This is a genomic window from Bradyrhizobium sp. JR3.5 (assembly GCF_054057015.1).
On record NZ_JBSRYV010000002.1, the window covers coordinates 776,611 to 802,581 of the forward strand.

Sequence of the window (25,971 nt, forward strand, 5' to 3'; positions counted from 1 at the left end):
AGCGACTTGGCCTTTTCGCGGAGGGCTTTTGCTTCATCGCCAAGCCGTTGTTCAAGTGAGCGCGTTTGCTTTACGCGACGCCGTATTTGTACCATGGCCTTCCCTCGTTCAGGTCCCTGCCCGGGAACGGGGAATCTAAATGTCAGGTTGGCGTAAGGTTCCTATTTCGGGTCATTCATTGCTCGCTCGACCTCATCAGCAAGCGCACGGTGATGCGCAGCCAATTTGGCGAACAGCTGCTTTTTGGTCGCGTTGGTCGCGAGCTTACTGATCAGTTCGCATTCCTCCGCCTCGACACGAAGCTTTTCCAAATGCGCTCGCATGTCCTTCATGGACAGTCTCCCCCGCCCGAATTGAGAGGGATTATCCCACATGGAACTCGGCGGGCAAATGACATGGAGACCTCCGTTCACCCACGGAGAAACCCTGGTACTCTCTCTGTTCTGTGGATTGGGAACAGATAGCGTCCTATGGAAATTTATAAGCCCAGAACCTTGAATATGGCCTCTCGGCAGTCCTACTGAGAACACGAGCAAGCCTTGGTTTCTGTTCAAACCACTCCAAAATCCAAATTAGGCCATTAGCGGTTAAAACAGGCCAGCACCCGAGCGCGACTACAAATGCAGTGTTTGCGGCACGTCCGGCGCGGGCATCAGACCAAACTTCGATACCGTCGTTCGCCTAGCCCCTGGTGAGCGCGAACCGGACTGCCGCACAGGCGGGCTGTATCGGTCCAGGATTACGGTCTTTGGGGAACTCTGCGTCGGTCGCGAGAAGGCACCATCGAACTGGCGATAGCCGCCAACCGCTCCTCATCGTGCGCATGAGGCCAGTCAGCGGACGGTTTCGCCGCTCCATTCCCCAGACCGGATCCCGCCATGATGCGCTCCAGCCGTAGCTTATAGACCGAGTTGGGTTAACATCATGATGAGGAGGTCCTTATTGCATGTGAGCGGCGCCTCACCGGACTCCCGGCGGGTAATCCGGATGGATGTGCGATCCGGCGGATCTACGGGAACAAGTGGCATTCCAGAAGTTAATCGCCAGTTCGTTATGGAGTCGGACACTTCCACGGCCTCAGCGCTGCCCCGGGTGCTGGGGCCGTCGTTTTTTGCGCGTTAGCAATCCTGACAATCAAGAAAAATGGAAACTCCGGCATAGGCATTGACGTTTGCTCGCGCTTGGGAATTTTCAGGGCCCAGGTTTTGGAATGAACGCCGCCGGGCACGTATTTCTGAGACCGGCGGCGTCTTTTCTTTGGGAGCCTCCAATCAAAGCGATCAGTGAAGCCGATTTCATCTCCGGCTCGTCGACGGTCAGGAAGTCCGCCACAAGCTCAGTTGCCAAGCACAATACAGCAACGCGTCCTCGGTTTTTTCCGGAAGTTGGCTTGCCAGCATCACGGCTTCACGGCAATGCCACTCCTCGATCTTCACGCCGTCCCCGCGTTAGGCTCAATCTGGTGCACGTCCGAGAGCGACAGCGGCGTGCGCCGGGGTCGGACGCCTCTCGATCTGATCCCTGATCGATCGGTCGATCTCGCGTGTTCGCCGATACCAAAACGCATCGGCGGGGAAAGACCCGGCGCAGGTCGTCCTGCAACCGGTCGAGATCCCGCGCACAACCTTCGGATGAATTGATCGAAGCGGTCGACGCATGGGCCGCTGTACAGCCTGACGAACCCACCCGCTCAGAAGCCATCCGCCGGCTGGCCGAGATCGGGTTGACGGTACCGACCGAGCCCCTCTGGTTGGAACGGTCAGAGGCACCAAGCTCTGGGCGGGTGACTGCGTTGGTGCGGCGCCTACTGCGGCCGAAACTCCGTCGCCGCCACCCCCGCTGCCCCCAAGCGACTTCGGCGCCCCTGCAGAAAGGCGGTAAATTTCCGCGCGTCGCTTCGCGCGACAAGTCTCAGATCATGGCGCCGTACCAAATCACGAGCGCGAAGATCACCAGCAAGACGATGGTGATGATTTGTTCACCGATGGGTATCGGTCGTTTGTCCATGATGGCCCGGGCCCTCCGTGCGCGCGGGGAGCGGGATGCTGCAACGGGCCGTTCGGTTCATCAGCACAGCGGCTCCCGCTTAAACTGCGTGCGGGGCGGGCCATTGGCTGCTCTGGACCCAGGAAGGTGATGCAAAATCCTGACGGCTCAAAGTCTGCACCCTCCGTGGGCGAAGGGCTATGGCGCAAACGGACTAAGCGCCGGGCGAAAGGGGCGTTTCGGTCCCGATAGCAAAAATAGTTCTGCTTGATAACGATGTTCACCGAGAACTAATCTAAAGGTGTAGCGTGGTTGGTCCCTCAGTAAGCGTTCAGGGGCCCCCCTATGACTGCTCTGCTTGCCAAGCTGGAACGATTTGAGAGTCTCGCCGCGGAATGCGATTTGATCGCTGGCCGGGAGGCGGATGGAAGCAGGCGAGAACTCTACTTGCGCTTGGGGGCGCACTACCGCCAACTAGCCTGCGACATGCGCAGTGTCATTGCGAGCGTCGACGCCGCCGCATGATGGCGTTTAATTCCACGCCTTGACCCGATCTCTTGTTGAGCACGCCGCCACCGCGCGATTGCTAGCGGCTTCCCTCCGCGCGATCGGCGCGATCATTGCCGCATGCCCTGGCGCCGCAAGCCCGCTCAGTTCCTCAGATACTGGACAGGCCCCGTCGATCGCAACGCCGGCTTCAAGACGGTGCTTGTGTTCTGTGTCGGCGCCGATCCGACATTTGGGCCATTGCAGGAACTGAGGTGCATATCCGATTGTTTGCTTCAGTACGAAGCCACTGGAGGTTTCAGTGCGGGACCGATTAGCATTGATTTTCCTTATGCTGTCCTGCGGATTAGCCACGGCGCAGCCTGCGACAAAAGGGGACGTCAATGCGCCAACTGGGCGTTCGGCTCCCGAAGACAAAGGTCAATTGCAACCCCAAGGCTGGACTGGCCCAATCAACACAGGCTCAGGCGGAGCGCCACCAGAAAGCCCCCAGGGGCAAAGCCCGCCAGGGATGCAGCCGGCGCCGGACGGATCGACAAAAACGACGGTCGCGCCTCCTAAATGACTGGGGCGGCCAAACATCGCCGCCGGTGCACCTGGTGCTGCACCGGCTGGGAAAGCAGCAATCGACCTCTGGCCATAGTGGCGGAGAGCCTTGGCGACGAGGTTGCCGGACGCCGCAGACAGACAATTGACCAACCAATAGCGCAACGGGCGGTTTGACCGGCAAATCCTGGCGGTCTTGCTCCGTACGCGATCATGGGCGCACGCCCTGGCGCACGAAGCCCGCTTGTTTCCTCAGATATTGGTCCGGCCCCGTCGACCGAAACGCCGGCTTCAAGACCGGCGCTGGTCTTCTGTGTCGGGTGCCAGCACCACAGCGGACGGCTGAAGCTCGAGGATCTTCCAGACTGGGACTGGGTGGACATCTCCGCGCACACCGCATGCGGCAAGGTCGGCTATGTCGACACCCGGCGCGACTGGAGCGAAGTGATCGACTTTAACCAGGTCATTTCCGGTCGATTCAGCGCCCCGTAGAAGCCCGGCCTTGCCCTCCATCGGCGATTGCGGAAGGCTGCCTCTCCTGAGGGCCCGAAGCGGCCAACCAGATTTGCTCTGGCATCACCACACCCCGGACGCCAGCAGGCGCTTCGGAAGGAACAAAGGCTGATGGCTGACGTCGAAGTCTACACCGCCCGCTATGAACGCGAACATGGGTACCCGCCAGCCGGGCGCCGGTTCTGGCTCTTCACGCTGGTGTCGGAGACTGGCGCGATCCTCTATGAGGTCAAACTCAACGAGCAGCTGATCTACCCAATGGCTCTGGATCGTGCTCGGGCGACGGCCGAACAGAGGAAGGCCTTCCGGATTATCGTCGAGCCTTAGGCTCGATAAAAATGGCCCCAGCGCGCGAGTGTACACTGAGGCCAAAGGTGGAGTCGTCGAGGGTCCCATTCTGCACGCGGCTTCGCTCCACCGCATTAGCCTGTGTAAAGAAGGGTCGGCCCCCTCGCTCTAAATCAACAAGCAGCCCAACTTGAGGAACCGCGCGCTCGAATGAGCGCGCCCCCACCGCGCACCATACGCGGCGCGGCAATTTCACCCCGGTTCAGCGACTGCGACCAGCTCATATTTCGGGCGCAGTTCTCTGCAGATGCGCTCGAGCCCAGAATGTAGCTCATAGAGATCCTCCTGCGCCGCCACCATGGTTGTGGTCGTGTCCCCGGAGGTGATGAGCTCGGTAGAGCAAAGCAGCGGCCCGGACGCGCGCCTCCAATAGCGTCGTAGCGGGCGGGCGGCTTTGCGGTGGTCACCGGCAGTTCTCCGGTAGGATCGGGTGGCGACACGCCAACGCAACCGAGGAACCACCGATGACCGACGACATGATGAACCTCCTACAATGCGCCTGCTCGCCATCTGAGCTATGCGCGCGTGGCGCCGGCGGAGATCTGAACTGCCGACCTTCGCGTTACGAAAGCGCGGCGCTACCGCTGCGCCACGCCGGCGAGAAATTCTCAAACGGCCGGGACCTGCCCGGCCAATAGAAAGAAACATCGCTGCCTGAAACCACCGTTTGCCGCTCCACTGAAGGAGACCGGTACCGGTCAGCGAGATCGCCTTATGTCCTTGGGGGCGACCATCCCGTATTCGAAGTTCACGTCATGCAGCCGTGCGCGCGCCGCGACGATGCGGCTTCGCTCGGTTGAGGTAGTCGAGATAGATCCTGCGAGCCCGGGCCTCGGTCACGCCGCGGCGAACCACGACGGTCGCTGCTGCTTCGGTGTCATTTCGTCGCTCGTCCTCCGCTCGGGGCCATAGGAACACAGGCCTCTAAGTCAGAGTTATCCGCGTTGTCGTAAGGAGTTCTGCGGTGGTCACCACGATGATCTCTGCAAAGGATCTAGAGCTGATTGCCCTTCGAGAGCTTGGAAGCGTTCCCGGGGGCGAATACATCGCCCATGTGGAAGTTGATCCCATAAGCGACGAGTGGCGTCTCAACGTGACCGCCCGGGACGGCGCCGATCTCGACCGCATCCAGGAGGCAATCAAAACAACGACGAACAGGCTCAAGCAACGATACGTCCTGCGGACTGATTGGTGAGGCGCCGGTCGTCATGGGCCGACATCCTCCCCGTGGATGACACCGGTTAGCCGCTCCTCCCGCTGGCCAGAGGGGGTCCGCACGAAGGCGAGCGCTACCGGCGAAGAGAAAATCCTCGGCCCGGCGCGGTTCTCCCGCCATAGCCGGCGCCCATTGACCAAGTCGTTGTAGGCGGGTGCGGGCTGCCCGATAGTTCTAGCGGCTTCCCACCCTCGCGGATCGGCGCGATCATTGGGAATGGGATCCAAGTCTCGCGAGTACATGTTCGGGTCGACGGTCAGGCATCTGGCCGAGCGTGCTGCCGATGCTCGACGGGATGCCGACATATTGGCCTGCCAGGCGTGGAACGCCCGCATGCTCGCCTTCCGGGGCCGGCCCAGCCGTCCCCGGCGCTCGGCGACGCGCTCAACGCCGCCTACCGATACCTCGAGGTGAAGTGCCTCGGCGCAGGAGTCGTTCGCGCTCGATGCCCGGTGGAGTTCCTCTTGCCTCTTTGCGCCGGCGCTGCGCTTCTTCGTTCAAGCGTTGATAAAGCGACGTGGAATATTTGACAGGATGCCGTTGCTGCATGACGCACTTCCTTGCTTCGTGGAAGGCGGGAGCATGATGCTCTCAGTCACCGGTAAATTGCCAAGCGGCCGAGCGGTGATATTCAATATGTAGCTACCCAACCTCTATCAAAACAGGCCACCGCGCCGAATATTCGCGGCGGTGTCGGTTTGCGGACCGGGGCCAAAAAGCGGAGTGTGGCAGGATCACTGGCTTGTAGCTGGCCACCGTCGGCGCATAGTCTCTTGATGACCGAGCAGCTACCAGCTTTCATGGCTTGCAAAAATCCCGGCACTGGCTGGAGGATCGATATTCTATGGCCCGATGGCGAAACGGAAGTTATCAAGGGCTTTGTTACGGAGCACGACGCGACCAAGTGGATTTCTGAGCACTCGACGACGTGGCAAGAAAATCCGGACCAACCGCGCTAGACAATTGACCCACCATTGGTGATCGCCACCCATAGGCGGCCGATTCCTAGCGGCTTCTCTCCGCATGCGATCGGCGCCATCATCCGGCCATGCACCAGCGTCGATCCACGAAATGGTCCGGCCGCTACCCGCCGGGAAGTCCGGCTGATTGGCTCGCGGACGGCCACGTTACCTGCAATATCCAGTGCCACGGCGGTTGCGATCGGTTGGTCGATTTCAGGCTGGACGCCCTACCCCAAGATCAGCCATGGTCGCGCGTTGGCTGGCGACTGGTGTGCACCGGCTGCGTCGCCGTTGGCGCTGCGAACATCGTTCCGAATTGGCATGACAGGGTCGGTCGCGCGATGCCATTCAGTGCGGGATGGAAGTCGTGATTCTCCGCCGATGAAACTCACCGCAGATCGTCCTTACGCCAATCCCGAGAAAGCCGCCCGCAGGATCATGGAACACGCGCGGGCATTCGAGCCCATCCAGGATGGCCGGATCTACATCGAGAAGACCAACCGTCCGATGATCGACCAGGACAAGGCGACGCCGGCCGAATATTGGGCGGGACTACAGCACGCGATCGGCCAAGGCTGGCTCGAGTACCACGAGAGCGGGACGTTCGTGCGGATGAAGCAGGCCGGGAAAGACCTGTTTACCTGAAATGAAAAGGGGAGGGTCCACGCGGGCGCCCAAAAGAAAAGGCCCCAGCACCTGGGGCCTAGGGGCCGGTGCTGAGGCCAGTTATTCCTATACTGTCGGGGCGTGACCCGATGTTCCAAGACTGCACGCTCGGTTCCCCAGGGTCAAAGGAATTGCCGCTTCTTCCCGATGCTCGTCTGTCGGGCGAGTTGACGCCCCGTAATCCTACGGGCGACGATTGGCACAAGCTGCACTGGAATTGCCGAGTTTTCCCGGCGTAGGCTGCTCGTCTACGTTCAGTGGTTGGAAAAGCATACTCCAAATTTGACGGTCGCGGCGAAGCGACCGTCATCGTGGCGTAGATTCTTGCATGTAATCGGTTACGGCACCGACGCGAAAGCACCTCCGAAAGCGTAGGGGGCACACATGGAAGAGCGAAAAATTGCGATGCTGCGCATGCACGAGCAAAACATCGAGCGCTACCAAGGGTTGCTGCGCACCAAACTTAGCGATATCGAGACTCACTTCATCGAACGTCGCCTCTCCGAAGAGCGTTTCGCGATCGAGATGCTGAAATTTATGAGTCGCGGGGAAACGCCCCCGAAAGATCATCTGTTCGTATAAAGACGTTTAGTCAGAGGTAGTAGCCCGTTCGAGACCTGAACCAGGGCAGGCTTCGTGCTGACCTTTATCTGTCGGGATTTTGCACATCCTTCCCGGGCTAGACAAACGCCGCCAGCGAGTATTTTAAGCTTGGCGGCGTTGTCATGCGATGGCTTAGACATGCCCATCACCCGAAGGCCGCTCGGATTGTAAATTACAAGTCCTTCCATTACCTGCACCAGCATCTGCGTCCCCAACGCAAGTAGCGAATGGAAAGATAAATAAAAACAACGGAGGTCGTTGGGGCCTGCCCCGTCGCGTGAGTTCGAAGCTGCCTAATCTCAAGGACATCTCGCCGCTCACCCGGGTGCTCGCCCTGCCGATAAGTCGCCACCGGACCCCCGCTCCATGGCCTTCCCTCGCAGTTTTTGAGGCTGTGCTGGATGCCCAGCGCGGATGAGTTTCCGACAACATGCTCGCTTTTCAAGGCCCGGTACAACCAATTGCTGGCGCTTACCGACGCGTCAGGACGCGGCCCGCGAAACCGTTTTCACCAGCTGGCGAAACCGGCCGGAAACACTCGGCTGATACCACTTGCCTCAAAATGATAAGGGGAAGTGTCATGATGGAAATCGCGATCATCGGTCTGCTGTTTGTAAGTACCGTCATCTTTGGCGCTCACGCTTACGACGCGATCCACACCCATTGAAGAGCCGTGACAGCCTCGGCGACGCCGTTGCTGGAGGACACACCATCACGCGGATTGTCCCCTGGATGGCTCGCTGAGCATGCGGGCGGTTTCGGCCAAACTTAGGCGTCTCTATCCACAGCCACGATGCGCAGTAGGGCCGCCCTCTTCCCCACTTCAACCGATTGACAATTTGCTGCGCCGTTCGAGCCCTGCCTTCTGATCGCAAGGGCTCGAAATCTCGGGAGTATATGAAGCGCCATCGTCGCCTTTCCCTGATTACTCTGCGCCCGTTGTTCGCAATGCCGGTGACGAGTGGAGGATCGAGTGCGTCCGACTCAGATCAATCGCGTCAGCGCGGCAACTCGTGAACTCGTGGAGTACCCTTGAGATGTTACCTATGGCCGTTCTGATCGGAGCACTTTTGGAGGCGTCGTCGACGCAGGTTCGAACGGCGTACCTACAACGCTACTCTGCTGGCGCAGGCCTATGACTGCCTTCGATTGACGGCCGGTCGCCGGACTTTAACGCGGCTGACAACGTCGTGAATGATCTCAAGACTGCTTTTCAAATCGCGATCAAGCGAGGATTCGCAATCGCGTCACGCGATTGAGCATCCGTACGCTTCACGACGCCGTCCGTCGATTTGATCGGCCCTTGCCGCGGCGGCGCCGCGTTTGTTGACGACGTTTTCGAGGAGGATCAGGCAATCTCGACGCATCTGTCGCCCCCGGCGCAGCGGGTTCAGTGGTTGGCGGATCGTCCACTGATCGAAGCGGCGATCTTCGAACAGCGACCGCAGTTTCTAACGCGGCCAGGAATAGCCGCCCCTCCGCCGTGATTTCCCAGCCCGCGTCATCGCGAAGCACGAACTTCGCCGAGAAGATATTCAGGTCCGGCGCATGCTCGGCCAACCGCTTCATGCGCTCGGTCCAGTCTCTGCCGCTGTTCATCAAGATTGCAACGGCGTGCCGTAAGTCGGCAACGGAGGCCCGCCCGGCGGACTGGCCGGCCAGCACTTTCAAGACGGTCAGTTGGAAGGACACTTCCACGTCTCCGGTCTGGCTGGGTGCAAAGTGTCGGCGAGATCGGTTAACCGCCCGTCAAAAATCGGACTGATGCGCCGGCTTATCCCCTCGCCAACTTCGAATTCTCCTGATCGATAACCGATCGTTCACCAAAATCACCCTACTTAAGCGTGTGACCTGAAGGTCCTCAGACGGTGCCGTCGTGCGCGTTGAGTTGGTGACGGCGACCCCTTCCATGAGCGAGAAATCAGCCAAGAGGCGAAACACCGTTCAGCGTGACGCTCCAATCGCGCGAGGCGCGAGCGTGGCGCAGGCGTGCTCTGATCTGGACGAGTGCTCGCCATAGCTTCTTCAATGGCTTGGTGATTGCAGTTATCACGGGCGCTGTGCTCAGCTTTATGTTGATCGCCAAGCATTACTCGTGGTCTCTGGGCGGTGGAGGAATTTGCGATCGTGGCGAGCGGCCGCTGATTGGCGCTTCAGATTGCACAAAGCGCCGTTCGTAGTGGGCCGCTAGCTGCAGAAGGCGCAGCTTGATAAACGGATCAGCCTCTTCGGCCAGCGCGCGAACGGTCCGTGCCCTCTCCTTGCAGAACTCGTGCTCCATGGTGTCCTCGCTGAAATCTACAGCGGGGATAGTCTCGGTTAAGCGGCTGGGCCCCGGTGTGACGTAGGTTACATTGCCAAGGGGTTTTCCCCGCAATTCGCCGGATACGTAGAAAGTCAAAGCGACGCCGGGGGCGCGCCATCGTGACCCCAGCTTCCGGACGTCCACCTTCGTGGGGTCCTTGCCGGCCTTCGACCGTCCAACCAGGCCCGGGGTTACGGGCTTCGGCGTTGCGGATTTGGTGTCCTCGTGCATTTCCTGCCGGGTAATGCCAGCGTCCTTTTGCGTGACAATGTCGGCGCGTGCGACATTGTCACGGTAGTGACCGCCTTTCCCGGCGGCTTCGCCCCGCGCCAGGCATGCGCTGGTATCACGTGCCGGCTCGTTCACGCTCGCGTGCGATGAATTTGCCGGGATTAGTTTAGGCGGTACAGAGAGAAGTTTAAGAGCGACGCAAACGCCACCCAGGCCGCGTAGGGGAAAAATAAAAGCGCAGCGAGCCGATTGGCCTGCCATTGCAGGACTATAAAAAGCAGTATCAAACCCAGCAGCAGAACAATGACCGAAAGTCCCATAGCCAGGTTGTGCAATCGGAAAACGATGGGAGACCAAAGAAAATTAAGTGTCATCTGTGCGAGCCAAACTTGCAAGGCGAGGCCATTAATCTCCTGTAGGTAGGTACGCCATCCGGCGATTGCGATCATCACGTACAGAATGGTCCAGGTTGGCGCGAACACCCAGTTTGGAGGATTGAATGACGGCTTCTGCAGCGCAGCGTACCATGCGCCCGGCAAGTTGGTTGCGCCGATCAGCCAACCAACACCCACAACGGCGACAAGAAAGATGAGCAGACTTCGGTTTCGTGCTTTCATGAGCCGATATTGCACGTTCAGTAACGGTCAGAAATAGGAGAAAACAGACATCGACAGGTCAATTATCCCGGGGGCACCATTCGCGGCGTTGCCCGATGGCACGCTAAGTTACTCGAGGAGCAGATAATGTGCCCGCGGGTCCGCGAAATTTGCAACAGGAACCATCGTGATCGACGTCTGTTCTTGACTCCTATGAGTGAGCTGTTGCCAATCCTCGTGGAGAAGTCGATTCAGATCGCCTGGGACTTCCTTGAGCGCTCCGGCGAAATCACAGATCCTCGCGACGCGAGCCGCTTCCTTCTTCGCAACATCGACGACATGGCGCGGGCTGGTGAGCATCGGCCACTGATGCTAGCGAACCATGCCATCGACGCATATCGGCGCTACAAGCGCCTGCTCGCGGCATGATCAATCCCAATTGTCCGATCTGCGGGGGTTTGGGCTGGGTCTGCGAAAACCATCCGCATTTGCCGTGGACGAAGGATCCGCGTGGTTGCCAGTGTGGCGCAGGGATGAGGTGCGCGTGCAACAGCTCCGACGACATTGATGTAGGCGTTGAGAAGCCCGATGTGAGCGGGGTCATCGAGGAGAACCCGCCGACCAAGAATTAGCGCCGCGTGATCTTCTTGCGGCGGTTGTACGGTGAGCGGTTTATCGGCCGCAGCGAGATGCCCTCCCGATGCGCTTTGCTCGCGATCGAGCCCTTCGGCCTCTGCATCTTTAGGCTAATGACGCCTGTTGGGGTGTTCGCTCTCGCCAGCGACCGAAGCTGTCTGACTTCTTTATCCGTCCAGGGCTGGCGCGAACGGCGCTTGTACTTTGGGTTGGCTTTGCGTGGGGCCCTTCTTGCCGATGGGTGAGCCCGGTCGCTTCCATGCTGCTTTTGCCATGGGGCACCTCCTGATCGGATGAACACACCAAGCAGGCCACCAGTTCCTACTTAGGAACGTAGCGCCCGAGCCGCAGTTGTTTGAGAATGAACAGTCTTACGAAGAAAGATCAATTCGAGCGCTCAAAAATCGATCTGCATGCGCCTGGTCAAATGAAATGCTGGGCTCATGCACTCGGCGTCTCGAAGGAAGAGCTTCGCAATGTCGTCGATAAGGTCGGGAATTCTGCCGCGGCCGTCCGCAAGGAGCTGGAGGCGAATCGTGACGAGAGAACAAGAAGTCAGCGCTGAATGTGCACGGGAGGCGCGAAGGCAGGCCGCGCTTCTGCCGCCTGGTCCAGTCAGAGACGCGCTGCTGGAAAAGGCTCGCCAGTACGAATTGGCCTTACAGACTGATTTGCATCACGATGCCAAAGAACCGCCCCTGGGATCCTGCTGAAGACGACCTTCTGCATAAGCTCATCACGGAAGGCCGCTATGCTGTCGACATCGCCGTCGAAATGAGCCGCAGCGAATCAGCGGTACGGCTCAGAGCCAAGATTCTAGAGCAGATTCTGATCAGACACGGTCATAACCGGCTGCGGCGAAGAAGTTCAGGCACTCTTAGGGCGGTGAAGGCGGTCAGGGCGATGGCAATAGCGTTGTCCAAAGCCTCGATTGATCTGGCGGCGGCCTTTCGAAGTGCGGCTTTGAGCTTGGCGAAGGCCATTTCGATCGGATTGAGGTCGGGCGAATAAGGCGGCAAATAGAGGAGCTGGGCGCCCACGGCATCGATTGCGATGCCGACCTCGGCGCGCTTGTGTGCTGCGAGATTGTCCATCACCACGATGTCGCCGGGCCTGAGTGTCGGCACGAGGACTTGCGTCACGTAAGCCTCGAACGCCAGACCATCCATGGGACCGTCAAGGACCATCGGCGCAGTCATGCCGGTCGCTCTGAGGGCGCCGACGAAAGGTCGTCGTCTTCCAATGACCATGCGGGAGCGCTGCGACACAGCGCTGGCCGTACGGCGAGCGGCCATAGCGCCGCGCCATCTTGGTCGAGGCTCCCGTCTCGTCGATAAACACCAACCGATGGATGCCGATCTCAGGCTGAGATGCCTTCCACGCCGCGCGTTCAGCGGCCACGTCCGGCCGATCCTGCTCGCTGGCGTGCGATGTTTTTTTTGAACGTGATGTTGCGGCGATCGAAGAATCGCCAGACCACGCTCGGCACGAAACGCTCGCCGTGGACTTTGAGGAGATGGTCAGCGATCTCGGCCAGCGTCATGTCAGGCGTAGCCTTGACCAGGGAGAGGATCTCCGCAGCATGACCCTCGATCCGAGCTGAACGTCTGTCTCCGCCCTGCGCTCCCGCCTCACAAGCGCCGGTGCTGCGCCATTCGTTGACCAGTTCGATCGCTGTCGATGGCGCTACGCCGAACCGGCCGGCGGCGCCCCGACAGCTCATGCCTTCCTCTTCCACAGCCCGAATAATGCGAAGGCGAAGGTCCGGCGAGAGCGGCTTAGCCATGGGGGCTGGCCTCCATCACCAGCCCTCAGGGTGAATCACGATTTGCCTCACAAGGGAATCCCTTCCGATTCCGCCAGGTCAGAAAATGCTCTAGGTCTGAACTTTGCCACCGCGCCGCGCGGCCCAAGGCCGAGATAACGCGGGTCGTCCCAGCCGAATGCTGGGAAGACCCGCAAGCCGGCTACTTGGACCTGGTCGAGCCGCCCGACTTCATGCCCGTGTTGGCCCCTGTCGTCTGACCAGGAGCGTATCCCGAGGCGCCGGGGCTGCCAGCCTTCGAGCCTCTTGCCTGCATTTCCTGTCCGGGCGCATAGCTTGAGGCGCCAGGGCTTCCCTTCTTGGAGCCCCTGTCTTGCATCTCATGACCGGGAGATTTGCTCGAGACGCCTTGTGCAAAAACGGCGGTGCTCGAAGCCATCAGGCATGCTGCGGAAAGTGCGATGATTGTGCGCTTCATTTTGTCCTCCAGAGTGAGCCCCGCCAACCAACCACCCGATCCTAACGACGTTCCATGGATGTTGCTCATCGGGCTCTTGGTCGACGCCGTCGCAAGAGTGCGCCGCGCTCTGCTTGGCTCCGGACGCAGCGGTCGTGAACCGGAGGTGAACGCATTGTTCAGCGGGCATTCCAACACACAACTGATAATCTGTCGGGTTATTAGTCAAAAAGGGTGGAGACTCATAAGATGAAACGGCTTCTCGCAATCGCATTTATTGGCTGTGCTTTTTCGCTCGCGCCAATTCTGTCGGCATCGGCCATGCCGATGGCAACGCCACATACGCTGGGTAGCACAGACGATGGCGTTATCCAGGTCAGAGGCGGCCATGGACATGGACACGGGTGGGGCCATCACGGTGGGCGCGGCCATCACTACGGTTGGGGCCGCGGTCGTCACTATGGCTGGCACCGGGGCCATCACTACGGTTGGCGGCATCATCACCGCCATTGGTGGTGACGTCCTGAATCAATGGCAGAGGCCGCATTTGATATGCGTGCGGTCTCTCTTTTTGTCGTCCGATCGCAGATGTCGCGCCGTGCCTGTCTACGACTGCGTAACGGCAGCCGGCTATCCGACCATCGCAGGCATCCAGTCGAAGTCTCGTCAGTCTGCGCTGAGGAATGATTCGAGCTCCTCGAAGAACTGCGGCATTCCGGGGTCGTTCTCCAGGGGCAAGTGATTCTTACCGGGTAACGAAACGAACTTTGCGCCTCGTATCCCGGCGCCCAATAGGCGGCCTTCTTCAAGCGGAACCATCGCATCATCGCGGAAATGCAAAACGAGCGTGGGGACGGCTACCTTCGGAAGAAGTTCGCGGACGTCAAAGTTGCTCACCGTTTCGTAGTATCGCGCTGCGCTTTCCGCCGACAAGCTCCGACGCTGCATTTCATTGAAGGCAAGCGCTTGTTCCTTGGTAGCACCGGGAATCAATTGCGAAGCCAACATCTGTCGGAATGTGGGATCCTCAGAGCTCCATCCGAGCCTAATGAGGGTTGCAGTAGCTTTGTATCGCTCCAAATCCGCGGCCGTGGTTGATGGTCTCCTGAATCTACCGGTTGCAAATCCGCCGAGCAGAACTAGCTTGGATACTTTTGCGGGATGTCCGACCGCATAGGCGATCGATACCGCGCACCCCTGCGAAAAGCCGAAGATGGGAAAGCGCTCCAGACCCACAGCATCCGCGATGGCTTCCATGTCATTTACCCACGCTTCCAGCGATAGCTCACTTTGATCCCAATCAGACAGTCCGTTGCCACGCGCATCGTACCGAATGAGTTTGTGCCGTTTCGTCAAACCTACGAACAGATGGCGATAGAGAGGTAGCTCCCAGTCGAGCTCCAAGTGGTTGATCCAGTTCGCTGACTTCAACAAATAAGGACCACTGCCGACGACAGAATAGGCCAGCCGAACGCCGTCGGCAGATCGGCAATATTGGATTTTGTTGCTGAAATTTGGATGAGGCCGGATTATTTGCTTTTGATGCCCCTGAAGAGGCCAAACGGCTCCGTAACCGTATTGCGTAGGCTTCGATCGGGCGTGTGATGTTCTTCAATGCCTGAAGCCCAAGAGGTTCGATGGGGTAGTTGATCTTTCCGTCCACCTGATCGAAAACGGCGCCGGATATGCAAATGCCACCGGGATCGGATATTCCTTCAAGGCGGGCAGCGATGTTGACTCCATCTCCTAGGAGATCATTTCCCTGAACGACAACGTCCCCTAGATGAATACCAATCCGAAAACGAAGCGCCAGGTCTTCCGGCTGACCATCCTCGGCTTCGACCAGCCGAACCTGAACGGCGACGGAACATTCAACTGCGTCGTTTGCACTGGGAAACTCGGCTAGAATACTATCACCAGCCGTGTTCGCTATCCGGCCGCCGTATTCCGAGATCAGTCCATCAAAAATTTGACGATATGCGGAAAGTGTTTGGAGAGTGGCGGTCTCGTCATGACTCATCAGACGAGAATAGCCCGCTACGTCGGCCGCCATGATGGCAGCTAGCTTACGTTGAAGCGCCACCCTGGCCAATTCCCTGCACTCCCCCTTCGATACCTCGCAACGGCTGCTCGTACGATCGCGAGTTTAGATTAACCCACGGCTTTGGCGCCGAGAAATTCAAAGCGGAGAATTCTTGCGGGTCCGCTAGAGTCATTACCGTCGATTTGACAGTCGAGCGCTCACTTCCGATCTTCCCGCAACTCCGGACACGAGCCCGCGAAGCGGAACCATGATCGGCTTTGGTGAAGAGCCGACTTCACTCGCCGGCAGGCCTCCGCATCGATTCAAAATACAATCAGACCGGTGTCGCGAGCGGTTTTCCTTTTTCAACGATGTAATTGATCAATAGCCTGGTCTTCATCTCTGCAGGCTTGCCGCCGGCATGCGGGGTTCCTGGCGGGATCTGAAAGGCTTCGCCGGCTTTGAGAATGCGCGTCGGCTGCCCCTCGACCGGAAGTTCGCCCCCACCACCTTCCATGACGTAACTCGACTCGATCCCTGGATGCGTGTGGCGTGCTACCCCCACACCGGGTTCTATGGTGACGTCCATTACGATCGTCGTGTAGCCCGGTATTGGGCCGTCAATCTGCGACAAGACCTTGCGCGTCACTCCACCCGAGGTGGTGGCGGGTTGGGCACTCCCCTGCGCGGAGGCATCCTCCGCTAAGAACCCCGCCAGCCCACAAATCGCACATGACGCGACACCTGCAAAACCTCGGCGTGTCAGCATGACTTCCTCCGTTTGCGTCCAGGTCACGAGCGCCCGGATTGGCAATGACGATAGTAACGCTTGTTTGCAGCCCACGACAAGCTTGGTGCGCCGCCGAAGATCCCGCTTGGGTCAGTCGCTTCGGTTTGACCGCTTGCCGATGGCGTCGAGCTTAACCCGGTTCTCGGACATAACCGACGTGGGACGCTGCTTTCGAGAACGGCCACGCCTGCGACATTACAGCTCTCGTCGCTGTTAGCTCGTCCGCCCGTTGATATGGATCAAAGGGTCCTTCGCCAATCGTAAAGCTTGATGATGAGCTGTGCGGGGGTCGTCATTTCAGTCTATGTTGCTCAGCACCGCTTGAAGATCCTCTTTGGACCAAGCGTGTTCGCGGCTCACGGCGGATCACAAGTTCGGATTCCCTCTATCCATTGTTATGGAAGAAGCCGCCCTGTGGCCGAGCGCGGCGCCGCCGCTCAGCAACGATTAACCCGCAATGGGGACGGGCTGAACCAGGCAGCGGATGCCGCCACCGCCTCTCGCAATATTGGGGGTGCTGATCATCAGCACTTCGCGACCAAGGAATGCCTCAGCCAGCGCCCTCTCCGCTTCCCGGTCTCTTTCCCTGTCACCAAATTTGCTGGCGATCACCGCCCCGTTCGGCGTGTAGGTGTTGACGTAGGTCGCGGCGAAAAGGCTGTCCTCTGCGGCAGAGACTCGCGGGGGATCGATCACCCTTAGGTGGCCCAAATGAGGATGGGCACGCAGGCAGGCGATGTCTGCGTCCCTCGCTGCGGCACAGGGATCGTCGGGCTCACAACGCTGGACGAGCAGGTCGCCGGATTCAGTCGGGAGGAGATACCCATCCACATGTCCGCTCGTGATTGGCTCGGCCGGGTCTCCATAAAGCCAGATGACTTCACGCGCCCCAAGCCGCACGAGCTCCCGCTCGATATCAGACTGGCTCAACTGCGGATTCCTATTCCTGTTCAAGAGGCAGCTACGGGTGATTCCCGAGGAATATTTTTATAACGACGGCTAGGGGCCGCAAGACGCGAGGCGGCCCCTTTCGATTCGGCGGAGCGGACAACGCGGGCTATCGCTATCTTGAGGTGAAGTGCCTCGGCTGCGAGACGCATCAGACCGTCGCGCTCGACGTTGTGCGGCGCCAGAAGTGGACGCCGGTTCACGAACTCGAGCGGTACATGCGATGCAAGGAATGCTCGCGCCAGCAACGTCATCCCTTCAAGCGCGGCCACCTGGTGGCGCTTCGGACAAGTAAGATTTCCGCCATGAACCCGCCGTCGACCTGGTGGCCGGGAGAGCGGTGACCATCGCGGCATGGCGAAATTAGTTGGGTCCGAAAATCATATAGAGCAGCATTGTGCCAACCACGGCTGTCCGGCCGATCGAAGCGGCAACGGCCCACACCTGTATCGGCATTGGACGCTTCCTTTGCAATTCGATGAAGCAAAACGAAGAGGCCGCTGGCGCTGGACAGCGACCTCTTGGACCCGATCTCAAATGAACGTCTTGGAAATAAAATCGCCGCCGAAGGTCCATCGTTGTTAAACAACGAATTCGCAGCGCAGTGAAGCCTAAACACGTTCCATGCTCTGCGGAACTATCGTAACGTGTCGAGGACGACACACTTTCTTCCTTCGAGATTCTCAACAGCGAGCACGCGCGGGCGTTTGAGCCGATCAAGGATGGCGGTATCACATCATTAACGCGGATTGTTTTTGCCTCCACTTTTTCCCTAACCCATACTTCTGCGGACCTACGGTATATGAGCCAAGAGCAGTTTCGGACAGTCGAAGGGAGATTCAAGGTCTATTTTTCGTGCCGCGGCTGCGGCACTATTTATTCTGCGTCGCAGGAGCGAAGCTCCACTCCTGCCTCAGGCCTCTTTAGCTGCTTAACTTGCGGCAAGCCCGTCCATCATTGGTCGGGGATCTACGATTACACCGACTGGAAGCGCGTCTTTAAGGCATAAGCAAAACGGCCCCAGCATCCGGATCATGCTGGGGCCGAGTTGGATCGCCCAACCGCTGTCCGCCGAGAAGCAGCGGGTCGTCGTTGCTAGGGCTGAAAAAATACGAAATGAAAATTACCTGCCCTGTTGCTTGGATCATCCCAAACGACGTCCGGTTCGGGAAATAACCCGTGTGAATCTCGATGGGACAAAATTGTCTTGACGGATTTCCGAAGAGAGTTTGATTTGCGGCTCGACTCTCTCCAGGCCGAGAACCCCTACCGCGCAAGGCAAGGCCCCGTAGAAATCCCATAGCGGGGCCTTCGCTGCGGATTCGTAATCCGGCCCCGGATACTTATCTTCCGGATATGCCGATTACACGAAAGCCGCTCGAAATCCCGCCGGAGGTGGCTCGCCAGTTTGCTTCCAAGATGCGCCTATTCCACGCTGCGCACAGCCCGCTTGAGCGGGACGAGATCGCCGCGGATACCCGGCACCTCTTGCTGCAGCATATGCCCAAGGGCACAAAATTGCGGCTTGCTGACGTACTCGAACTGTTCAAGCTGATGCGATGACTGAGCCAGCATGCATCCTTTGCGACGATACCGGATGGGTCTGTGAGACCCACCCGGACCAACCGTGGACGGGATTCATGCTTGCAGGTGCGGCGCCGCTGGGGCGCCCTGTCCGAGTGCAACAAGCCGAAGCCGGATGATGGAGTACCACGGCTGCCTCGCGGGTTTCGCGACATATTTGATAAGGGCGAGCGCTGAGCGATCGATGGCCGCCGTCGCCCCAGCTCGGGGGGCGTGAGCTGGGGCTAACGCGGCATAGGAGGTTGAGCGGCCAACCTCCGACTATCATTTTACGACTTTCCCGAATTCCATCTATATGGAATCCGCAATTGCTGCGTCGCGCTACTACTTTTGCGCCATCGGTCTGCCGCGCCAATACCGTCAGCCGCGCCGTTCGCCATTGGGTTGTGATGGTAGCCTCCCTCTCTTTTAAGGAAGGAATTTTCAATGAAACGATTGGTTCTGGCGGCTTGTTTATCGATGCTGGCCGGTGGCGCCTGGGCGGAGCCGCGAGAGATTCCCTCGGAAGGGACGATCGAACTCGTCATGGGTCAGGCCAAGACGTTCGAATTCAAAGATCCGGTCGGCGAGATTTATTTCGCGCCCAAGAACGTTGTGGAAGCCCAGCCGCAGAGCGACAGGCAATTTACGATCACGCCATTGACATCGGGGATGACCCCGGCTGTTTGTCCGATCCAACTCGATATCGTCGTGGCGCCAGAGCCCGGACATATCGTCAAGTTCTACGGCGACACGAAAAATGCTGATTTCAACGCGGGTTACAGTGCGGTCTATTGCACCGAAACAACGTGCGAACGACCCGACAGGGATTTGCCAAAACCGACCACGTATTCGGTTGGCTTTCCCAGCAGCGGGTTTCCGGAGACAGGAAAGGGCAATGATCCGTCAATCGGCGTTTGACTGGGGCTCTGACGCAGTTTTGGTGTGAATAGGCGCCCAACATTGACCCTGTCATCATGAGGTCGATCAGGTAGTTAGAAGGCCGATCGGCGCTCGGACCCCACACCGAAAGGGCCCTTCTTCTTGCACAAGACAGCGCTGCTCTCTCCACAATCAACATCGTTATCGCTGAAGGAATGGACCAGCTATTCCGAAAAGGGGACCAATTCCAGGTACCCGTGCCCGCCATTCTTGGAAGCGGGTAAAGCGGCGACAGTAATGGTCCCATCCTCTTTCCGATGGAGCGACGTGACGCCGATCGGTTGGCACGGCATTTCGTTGGGGCGATCCCGGAGACTACGACCGACTACTGACCGCTCTGGGTCAAACTCGGAAGTCGGAACGCGCGATTCGCGACGTCCGCTTCACTCCCGGCACCGGACCTTCAATAGCTAGCGCGACAGTTCCGAGAAGAGCCAACTCCGGAAGCCTCGGTCTGTGTAACGGTTTATGATACGAACGCATCGAGCAACCGTCTGGCCGCCTTCAGATCAACAGTGTCAAAGCCTTCGGTGAACCAGTCATAGACCGGTGCAAGCAAATCGCGGGCCTCATCGCCCTTGTCTTGATGGCGCCGAAGCCGCGCCATGCTCGTCGCGGCGCGCAACTCGCACCTTGCTTCCGGGCTGAGAGTGGTGCTGATCGCGCATGGTATCGATCAACGTAATGCCAATCGCCTTTGGAATGTCTGCGTCGCGATGAGCGCCATCGCCGCAGCCCGCGATCATCGCGGGAATGTGCGGCGTCAGGATCGGTGCATTGGCTTCGTGACTTGCGGACGTGGTTATCGCGGTTGCATACGCCGTTCTGCGCAAGGGCGCGGGAATACCCGACCCGGGTGGCCTGTCGACACCCACGTGGTGATTGACTCTCCGATTCGCTGTTATCGTGGTGCTGGTGTTCCTGCAGGGCTGGCGGCCGGCGATCATCCCGAGTTGCGATTGACCACCTTTATCGCCCCTTGTTCACGGTGTTTCGGTGGTCAATCGGTGGTTGGCGAAGCCTGATTTCTGGCGTGAGTTAGCGGATTCTACTCCGCGGGTTGCAGGTTCGAATCCTGCCGGGATCGCCAGTTCATTTTCCCGCTCCAGTCTTCTCAATAGGTTGCGATTGATTTTGGCTCACCGGGTCGGCGCGGCAATTTCACCCCAGTTCAGCGACCAGCTCAATTTCGGGCGCAGTTCTCTGCAGATGCGCTCGAGCCGAGAATGCAGCTCATAGAGGTCCTCCTGCGCCGCCACCATGGTTGTTGTCGTGTCCCCGGAGGCGGTGTAGCTCGGTGGATCAAAGCAGCGGCCCGGACGCGCGCCTCCAATAGCGCCGTAGCGGGCGGGCGGCTTTGCGATGGTCACCGGCAGTTCTCCGGTAGGATCGGGTTGCGACACGCCAACGCAACCAAGGAACCACCGATGACCGACGACATGATGAACCTCCTACAATGCGCCTGCTCGCCATCTGAGCTATGCGCGCGTGGTGCCGGCGGACAGGTTTGAACTGCCGACCTTCGCTTTACGAAAGCGCTGCGCCACGCCGGCACAAGCCCGGCAAATAGAAAGAAACATCGCTGCCTGAAACCACCGTTTGCCGCTCCACTGAAGGAGACCGGTACCGGTCAGCGAGATCGCCTTATGTCCTTGCGGGGGCGTGTTCGAAATTCACGTCATGCAGCCGTGCGCGCGCCGCGGCGATGCGGCTGCGCTCGGTTGAGGTAGTCGAGATAGATCCTGCGAGCCTGGGCCTCGGTCACGCCGCGGCGAACCACGACGGTCGCTGCTGCTTTGGTGTCATTAGGAACGCAGACTCTAAGTCAGAGTTATCCGCGTTATTGTAAGGAGTTCTGCGGTGGTCACCACGATGATCTCTGCAAAGGATCTGGAGCTGATTGCCCTTCGAGAGCTTCGAAGCATTTCCGGGGGCGAATACATCGCCCATGTGGAAGTTGATCCCATAAGCGACGAGTGGCGTCTCAACGTGACCGCGCGGGACGGCGTCGATCTCGACCGCATCCAGGACGCAATCAAAACAACGACGAACAGGCTCAAGCAACGATACGTCCTGCGGACTGATTGGTGAGGCGCTGGTCGTCATGGGCCGACATCCTCTCCGTGGCTGACACCGGTTAGTCCCTCGTCCCGCTGACCAGAGGGGGTCCGCACGATGGCGAGCGCTACCGGCGAGGAGAAAATCCTCTGCTCGGCGCGGTTCTCCCGCCATAGCCGGGCGCCCATTGACCAAGTCGTTGTAGGCGGGTGCGGGCTGCCCGATAGCTCTAGCGGCTTCCTACCCCGCAGATTGGCGCGATCATGGGGGATGGGATCCAAGTCTCGCGAGTACAGGTTCGGGTCGACGGTCAGGCATCTGGCCGAGCGTGCTGCCGATGCTCGACGGGATGCCGACATACTAGCCTGCCAGGCGTGGAACCAGGGGCCGGCCCAACCGTCCCCGGCGCTCGGCGACGCGCTCAATTCCACTTACCGATACCTCGAGGTGAAGTGCCTCGGCTGCGAGACCCACCAGATTGTCGCGCTGGATATCGTCCGGCGGCCGAAGTGGACGCCGATCCACGAACTCGAGCGCTACATGCGGTGCAAGGGCTACTCCCGCCAGCAGGGCCACCCGTATAAGCGCAGTCATCTCGTGGCACTCCGGACCACCAAGATCTCCGTCATGAACCCGCCGCCGACCTAGTGGCCTGGGGAGCGGTAGAGCCGATGAAGAACTGACCTAGTCGTCAAACCGAACAAACCCGCCGAAGTCCGGCAGGTTTGAATGCGACTGCGCATCATTCTCGATCCTATCTGGCCGATGGCACGAACCGTGCAGGAGACTTGCTGCCGGGAATTTCAGTGTCCCGGTTCAGGAATAAACTGTCGCCTGGTGTGTGATTCTGAGACCAGCGGCCCGACCAATTGGGGAGGCATCATTGAACAACACCCCACCTCTAGACGCCAGATTCATTGTTCGAAGAGGAAGCACCGACTGGATGGTTTACGATCGAGAACTCAAGGGACCGGCGCAGTTGGAAAAAGGTGGCCGTTTCGCCGAGAAACTGACGATGGAACAGGCCGAACACATCAAGCAGGCGCTCACGAATTCCCTCATTATGCAGGCGGGAGCGCGTTCGGTCTCTCAGCCACCGACGTCTACGGGCAAGCCTCGGCCGTGAAAGCGGTAATCGACCATCACATCGGTGCTCGCAAACCGCGAGACCACCGCGCCGAATATTCGCGGCGGTGTCGGTTTGCGGACCGGGGCCAAAAAGCGGAGTGTGGCAGGATCCCCGGCTTGTAGCTGGCCACCGTCGGCGCATAGTCCCTTGATGACCGAGCAGCTACCAGCTTTCATGGCTTGCAAAAATCCCGGCACTGGCTGGAGGATCGATATTCTATGGCCCGATGGCGAAACGGAAGTTATCAAGGGCTTTGTTACGGAGCACGACGCGACCAAGTGGATTTCTGAGCACTCGACGACGTGGCAAGAAAATCCGGACCAACCGCGCTAGACAATTGACCCAACATTGATAGTCGCGACCGGTTCGTAGCTATCGCATCTCGACAACTCGACCGTGGAAGGTCCTTAGGACGGCGAAAGCCGGCACAAGGGCTTCACTTGAAGATCAATTCAGCCATGTTGCTGCGTGCTGCTCCGATGCGCGGTTAGACTGTTTACAGCCTCGAGTACCGTTCCGACGACGAGTTCCGGCGCGGTGATCAGCGACGCATGATCGACCTTTTCCGAGCGAACCTGCGCGCCCATTCGGTGCGCCAGAAATCGCTGCGTCGCCGGGTTGATCATCCGATCCTCTTCAGCGATGAGGTACCATGAGGGCCTCGACTTCCAGGCCGGCTTCGCAGCTTTTTCCTGGATGGCTGCGACGGCTATGGGTCGCTGCGTCGCTCCGAGAACCGCAGCCTCTTCAGGCCGCGCGTTCTGACACCAGGCAGCGCCAAATCTATCCGCAGGCATCCAAAGCAAGCCATGACTATCAGGCGCCAGCTTCGGAGCCTGCGCCGACGGCTTATCGCGATAGAATACTTCAGCGACCGTTTCACCTTCGTCCGGACAGAGAGCGGAGATGAAGACCAGCGACCGCACTCTTTCGCTCGTGCACGCGCCGATCACGGCGCCGGCATACGCATGCGCAACGAGGACGACCGGCCCATCGGTCCGCTCCAATGCGCGCTCAAGCGCCGCAACGTCATCTGATAACGATGTCAGCGGAATCGGAGCGGCGATCGTCGACAGCCCCTTGGATTGCAATGGCCGAATGACGCGCGCCCAGCTGGAACCGTCAGCCCATGCGCCGTGGACGAGAACGACGGTGGCGTGCGTTCTCGCAGCCTCCGATTCGCCAGCTACATGTCGGGCCACCTTCCTGGTCGTGCCAGCATCCGCCAGCGCCGTCATGCCGACCTGCGCGGCGGCAACCGTCGTTGCGGCGACGCCAAAAAACTGCCGGCGGCCGCGGTTGATTTTCTCAGACATGACTGACTACCCTCTTCTTCGGGACGGTTGGCGCAGCCACGCTTACGCCACTGCACCTTCCACCATTCGGAATGGCGGCCGGATTGGTTACAGCTGGAAGATTATTCTTGCGATCGGCTCCCTGGGTTCGCTGGCAGGTGGCCGTGATCGAATCTCTTGCTCGAAAGGTCTGCTCCATCGCGGGTAACAGCAAGAGTCATTCGAGCTGCGAAGATTGGGCCGATCGGCGTCGGTCCCCGGCCGCCATCATTCAGCAGGAACGGTTTAAACACGCCAATCCTGCGAAAGCGTGTTTCCGTGACGCCCGGTAACCTCCATCGAGGGGCGGCCGCAAAGAGAGCGGCGCACCAATCGAAGGAAATCGCAGATGGCGGACAACACCAGCATCGAACGTCGCGCATTCGTCCAGGCGATTACTGCGGCGTCGAGCGCCGCGCTGTCGTTGGCGATTCTGCCGCAGCGCTCCATGGCTCAATCCCTTGATAACGTGAGCTCGGCGGATCATTTTGAAACGGCGGAAGTCGAAGCCGAGGGCAACAAAATTTTCTTCAGGCGCTACGGGAACGGATCCCCGCTACTCATGGTTCACGGGTTTCCTCGGACCAGCTTGATGTGGCGGCATGTGGCGCCGCATCTGGCTAGCAACCACACCGTGATTTGCGTCGATCTTCGCGGCTATGGCCGCAGCGGCGTGCCGGCCTCCACCGAAGATCATTACCCCTATACAAAGCGAGCGAGCGATGGCGAAGGAGCTTGTCGCCGTGATGGACAAACTTGGGTTCACCAAGTTCGATTTGGTCGGACACGACCGGGGCGGCCGCGTTTCCTACCGCCTCGCGCTCGATCACCCGGAGAAGGTGCAACGTCTCGCGGTGTTTGATGTCCTGCCGATATCAGAAGCGTGGGGTCATGCCGACGCCAAATTCGCCATGACTTACTGGCCATGGAGCCTCCTCTCGCAGAAATCACCGCTTCCGGAACAATACCTTTCGAGTGCACCTGGTGCTGTCTTCGACAACCCATTTGGTGAAGGCTCGTTCGGCCACGAAATAAGAGCGGAATACACGGAAACCTATCGCGATCCAGCTCGTGTGCATGCAATCTGCGAGGAATACCGCGCGGCTGCAACACTGGACATCGAGCATGACGAGGCGGACCGGAAGGCATCTCGGCGCATCGCGTGCCCGATGCTGCATCTGTGGGCTGCCGGCGGACCACTGGACACCTTTTACGAAAAGGATGGTGGCGCATTGGGAATCTGGCGGAAATGGGCGGACAACATCCAAGGGCAGGCCGTTAAAGGCGGCCACTTCTTTCCCGAGGAGAATCCCGCGGAGACGACGGAGATGCTGACAAGGTTTCTATCGGCCTGATACTCGACAGCGGCTCCAATCCCGCAATCGAATGCCGTATCCTTGAGAACGGCGTCGTTGACGGCCTCAAGCATCATCGTGCGTGCTTCAACCTTGCCGCTTGCATGCCCCCTGAACGACAGAAATTCCTTCACCGCCTCGTCCGGTCCAACCGTGAAATGGGTCGTGGCGAAAGCGATGGTTCCGTCGGGCTGGATCATGTATGCGTCAAACCGCATGCTCGCCTTGATCGGAGGTCCCGCCTGGCTCGCACCATGAACTTGGCAGGCTGAAAAGTCGACGAGCATACGGAGCTCCTTTCCATCGACGATCGCCTTGTTCAGCGCCTCACAGTCGGCATTTCTCGCTTCGCCCTCGATCGTGTGGCGCGGCCAGAAGCTCGCGACGATCGTCAGGGCAATGGCGGCGCAGTTGCGCAGGTCATTCGTCATGTGGATCCACGGATGGAGGCTCTCGGCAGGACTTCCTTTCGCCAGAGCAGGCATGCGGCGA

Annotated in this window: 24 protein-coding genes, 1 tRNA gene and 5 pseudogenes; 15 read left to right on the forward strand and 15 right to left on the reverse strand. The window is 59.3% G+C overall.

Annotated elements, in window-relative coordinates; genetic code table 11:
* Positions 1-161: 161 nt before the first annotated feature.
* Positions 162-332, reverse strand: coding sequence for a hypothetical protein (locus ACVWW1_RS20400; protein ID WP_456657225.1), 171 nt, complete (start codon positions 330-332; stop codon positions 162-164).
* Between the two features lie 2,920 nt (positions 333-3,252).
* On the opposite strand from ACVWW1_RS20400, the gene ACVWW1_RS20405 reads away from it, so the two are divergent.
* From ACVWW1_RS20405 to ACVWW1_RS20430, 6 genes and pseudogenes are all read left to right on the forward strand, one after another.
* Complete coding sequence (locus ACVWW1_RS20405; RefSeq protein ID WP_456657226.1) at positions 3,253-3,531, forward strand: hypothetical protein; 279 nt, start codon at positions 3,253-3,255, stop codon at positions 3,529-3,531.
* A 132-nt stretch (positions 3,532-3,663) separates the two neighbouring features.
* Positions 3,664-3,879, forward strand: coding sequence for a hypothetical protein (locus ACVWW1_RS20410; RefSeq protein WP_456657227.1), 216 nt, complete (start codon positions 3,664-3,666; stop codon positions 3,877-3,879).
* A 985-nt stretch (positions 3,880-4,864) separates the two neighbouring features.
* Positions 4,865-5,095 (forward strand): hypothetical protein, encoded by a 231-nt coding sequence (locus tag ACVWW1_RS20415; protein ID WP_456657228.1) that lies wholly within the window; start codon positions 4,865-4,867, stop codon positions 5,093-5,095.
* Positions 5,096-5,332: 237 nt separating this feature from the next.
* Positions 5,333-5,541, forward strand: a pseudogene (locus tag ACVWW1_RS20420) (hypothetical protein); the annotation flags it as partial.
* Positions 5,542-6,090: 549 nt separating this feature from the next.
* Positions 6,091-6,723, forward strand: coding sequence for a hypothetical protein (locus ACVWW1_RS20425; RefSeq protein ID WP_456657229.1), 633 nt, complete (start codon positions 6,091-6,093; stop codon positions 6,721-6,723).
* 405 nt (positions 6,724-7,128) lie between these two features.
* Entirely contained in the window at positions 7,129-7,326 is a 198-nt protein-coding gene (locus ACVWW1_RS20430) for a hypothetical protein (RefSeq protein WP_456657230.1), read from the forward strand.
* Between the two features lie 1,293 nt (positions 7,327-8,619).
* Here ACVWW1_RS20430 and ACVWW1_RS20435 read toward each other — a convergent pair.
* The 3 genes from ACVWW1_RS20435 to ACVWW1_RS20445 form a co-directional block, all read right to left on the reverse strand.
* The gene (locus ACVWW1_RS20435; RefSeq protein WP_456657231.1) at positions 8,620-9,039 is read right to left on the reverse strand and encodes a hypothetical protein; all 420 of its coding nucleotides are present in this window, start codon (positions 9,037-9,039) and stop codon (positions 8,620-8,622) included.
* 397 nt (positions 9,040-9,436) lie between these two features.
* Positions 9,437-10,018, reverse strand: coding sequence for a hypothetical protein (locus ACVWW1_RS20440; protein ID WP_456657232.1), 582 nt, complete (start codon positions 10,016-10,018; stop codon positions 9,437-9,439).
* A gap of 26 nt (positions 10,019-10,044) precedes the next feature.
* Positions 10,045-10,515 carry a TspO/MBR family protein gene (locus tag ACVWW1_RS20445; protein WP_456657233.1) on the reverse strand — a complete coding sequence of 157 codons (471 nt, stop codon included), beginning with the start codon at positions 10,513-10,515 and terminating at the stop codon, positions 10,045-10,047.
* A 177-nt stretch (positions 10,516-10,692) separates the two neighbouring features.
* Here ACVWW1_RS20445 and ACVWW1_RS20450 point away from each other — a divergent pair, with 177 nt between their 5' ends.
* Both ACVWW1_RS20450 and ACVWW1_RS20455 read left to right on the forward strand, forming a co-directional pair.
* Positions 10,693-10,908: a hypothetical protein gene (locus tag ACVWW1_RS20450; RefSeq protein ID WP_456657234.1), complete on the forward strand. Its 216-nt coding sequence runs from the start codon at positions 10,693-10,695 to the stop codon at positions 10,906-10,908.
* Between the two features lie 568 nt (positions 10,909-11,476).
* Positions 11,477-11,680, forward strand: coding sequence for a DUF3606 domain-containing protein (locus ACVWW1_RS20455; RefSeq protein WP_456657235.1), 204 nt, complete (start codon positions 11,477-11,479; stop codon positions 11,678-11,680).
* A 267-nt stretch (positions 11,681-11,947) separates the two neighbouring features.
* Here ACVWW1_RS20455 and ACVWW1_RS20460 read toward each other — a convergent pair.
* The 5 genes and pseudogenes from ACVWW1_RS20460 to ACVWW1_RS20480 all read right to left on the reverse strand — a co-directional run bounded on the left by ACVWW1_RS20460 (position 11,948) and on the right by ACVWW1_RS20480 (position 17,122).
* Positions 11,948-12,901: pseudogene (locus tag ACVWW1_RS20460) on the reverse strand (IS630 family transposase).
* A gap of 1,102 nt (positions 12,902-14,003) precedes the next feature.
* Positions 14,004-14,741: an alpha/beta fold hydrolase gene (locus ACVWW1_RS20465; protein WP_456657236.1), complete on the reverse strand. Its 738-nt coding sequence runs from the start codon at positions 14,739-14,741 to the stop codon at positions 14,004-14,006.
* A complete protein-coding gene (locus tag ACVWW1_RS20470; protein WP_456657237.1) occupies positions 14,638-15,390 on the reverse strand; it encodes an adenylate/guanylate cyclase domain-containing protein in 753 nt (250 codons plus the stop codon). Before ACVWW1_RS20470 ends, ACVWW1_RS20465 begins: the two co-directional genes overlap by 104 nt.
* A gap of 304 nt (positions 15,391-15,694) precedes the next feature.
* Positions 15,695-16,009: a cupin domain-containing protein gene (locus ACVWW1_RS20475; protein WP_456657238.1), complete on the reverse strand. Its 315-nt coding sequence runs from the start codon at positions 16,007-16,009 to the stop codon at positions 15,695-15,697.
* 588 nt (positions 16,010-16,597) lie between these two features.
* Positions 16,598-17,122, reverse strand: coding sequence for an agmatine deiminase family protein (locus ACVWW1_RS20480; RefSeq protein ID WP_456660628.1), 525 nt, complete (start codon positions 17,120-17,122; stop codon positions 16,598-16,600).
* Positions 17,123-17,187: 65 nt separating this feature from the next.
* On the opposite strand from ACVWW1_RS20480, the pseudogene ACVWW1_RS20485 reads away from it, so the two are divergent.
* A pseudogene (locus ACVWW1_RS20485) lies at positions 17,188-17,442 on the forward strand (hypothetical protein); the annotation flags it as partial.
* A 1,081-nt stretch (positions 17,443-18,523) separates the two neighbouring features.
* Here the strand turns inward: ACVWW1_RS20485 and ACVWW1_RS20490 are convergent.
* Positions 18,524-18,673 (reverse strand): hypothetical protein, encoded by a 150-nt coding sequence (locus tag ACVWW1_RS20490; RefSeq protein ID WP_456657239.1) that lies wholly within the window; start codon positions 18,671-18,673, stop codon positions 18,524-18,526.
* 435 nt (positions 18,674-19,108) lie between these two features.
* On the opposite strand from ACVWW1_RS20490, the gene ACVWW1_RS20495 reads away from it, so the two are divergent.
* Positions 19,109-19,582 (forward strand): hypothetical protein, encoded by a 474-nt coding sequence (locus ACVWW1_RS20495; protein WP_456657240.1) that lies wholly within the window; start codon positions 19,109-19,111, stop codon positions 19,580-19,582.
* A 487-nt stretch (positions 19,583-20,069) separates the two neighbouring features.
* Here ACVWW1_RS20495 and ACVWW1_RS20500 read toward each other — a convergent pair whose 3' ends face one another.
* Positions 20,070-20,210 (reverse strand): hypothetical protein, encoded by a 141-nt coding sequence (locus ACVWW1_RS20500; RefSeq protein WP_456657241.1) that lies wholly within the window; start codon positions 20,208-20,210, stop codon positions 20,070-20,072.
* Between ACVWW1_RS20500 and ACVWW1_RS20505 the strand changes: the two genes are divergently transcribed.
* On the forward strand, positions 20,209-20,628 hold the full coding sequence (locus tag ACVWW1_RS20505; protein ID WP_456657242.1) for a hypothetical protein: 420 nt from the start codon (positions 20,209-20,211) through the stop codon (positions 20,626-20,628). The genes ACVWW1_RS20500 and ACVWW1_RS20505 overlap by 2 nt on opposite strands.
* Before the next feature lie 114 nt (positions 20,629-20,742).
* Here the strand turns inward: ACVWW1_RS20505 and ACVWW1_RS20510 are convergent, their stop codons facing one another.
* Positions 20,743-20,973 (reverse strand): hypothetical protein, encoded by a 231-nt coding sequence (locus ACVWW1_RS20510; protein ID WP_456657243.1) that lies wholly within the window; start codon positions 20,971-20,973, stop codon positions 20,743-20,745.
* Between the two features lie 119 nt (positions 20,974-21,092).
* Positions 21,093-21,156: transfer RNA gene (locus ACVWW1_RS20515), tRNA-Thr, on the reverse strand.
* Between the two features lie 307 nt (positions 21,157-21,463).
* Here ACVWW1_RS20515 and ACVWW1_RS20520 point away from each other — a divergent pair.
* The 3 genes from ACVWW1_RS20520 (at position 21,464) to ACVWW1_RS20530 (ending at position 22,787) form a co-directional block, all read left to right on the forward strand.
* Positions 21,464-21,694 carry a hypothetical protein gene (locus ACVWW1_RS20520; protein WP_456657244.1) on the forward strand — a complete coding sequence of 77 codons (231 nt, stop codon included), beginning with the start codon at positions 21,464-21,466 and terminating at the stop codon, positions 21,692-21,694.
* Between the two features lie 237 nt (positions 21,695-21,931).
* Positions 21,932-22,309 (forward strand): hypothetical protein, encoded by a 378-nt coding sequence (locus ACVWW1_RS20525; RefSeq protein WP_456657245.1) that lies wholly within the window; start codon positions 21,932-21,934, stop codon positions 22,307-22,309.
* A gap of 235 nt (positions 22,310-22,544) precedes the next feature.
* Positions 22,545-22,787: a hypothetical protein gene (locus tag ACVWW1_RS20530; RefSeq protein ID WP_456657246.1), complete on the forward strand. Its 243-nt coding sequence runs from the start codon at positions 22,545-22,547 to the stop codon at positions 22,785-22,787.
* Between the two features lie 455 nt (positions 22,788-23,242).
* On the opposite strand, the gene ACVWW1_RS20535 is transcribed toward ACVWW1_RS20530, so the two are convergent.
* Complete coding sequence (locus ACVWW1_RS20535) at positions 23,243-24,106, reverse strand: alpha/beta fold hydrolase (RefSeq protein ID WP_456657247.1); 864 nt, start codon at positions 24,104-24,106, stop codon at positions 23,243-23,245.
* A 367-nt stretch (positions 24,107-24,473) separates the two neighbouring features.
* On the opposite strand from ACVWW1_RS20535, the pseudogene ACVWW1_RS20540 reads away from it, so the two are divergent.
* Positions 24,474-25,479 (forward strand): annotated as a pseudogene (locus ACVWW1_RS20540) (alpha/beta fold hydrolase).
* A 74-nt stretch (positions 25,480-25,553) separates the two neighbouring features.
* On the opposite strand, the pseudogene ACVWW1_RS20545 reads toward ACVWW1_RS20540, so the two are convergent.
* Positions 25,554-25,964: pseudogene (locus ACVWW1_RS20545) on the reverse strand (VirK family protein); the annotation flags it as partial.
* Between the last annotated feature and the right edge of the window lie 7 nt (positions 25,965-25,971).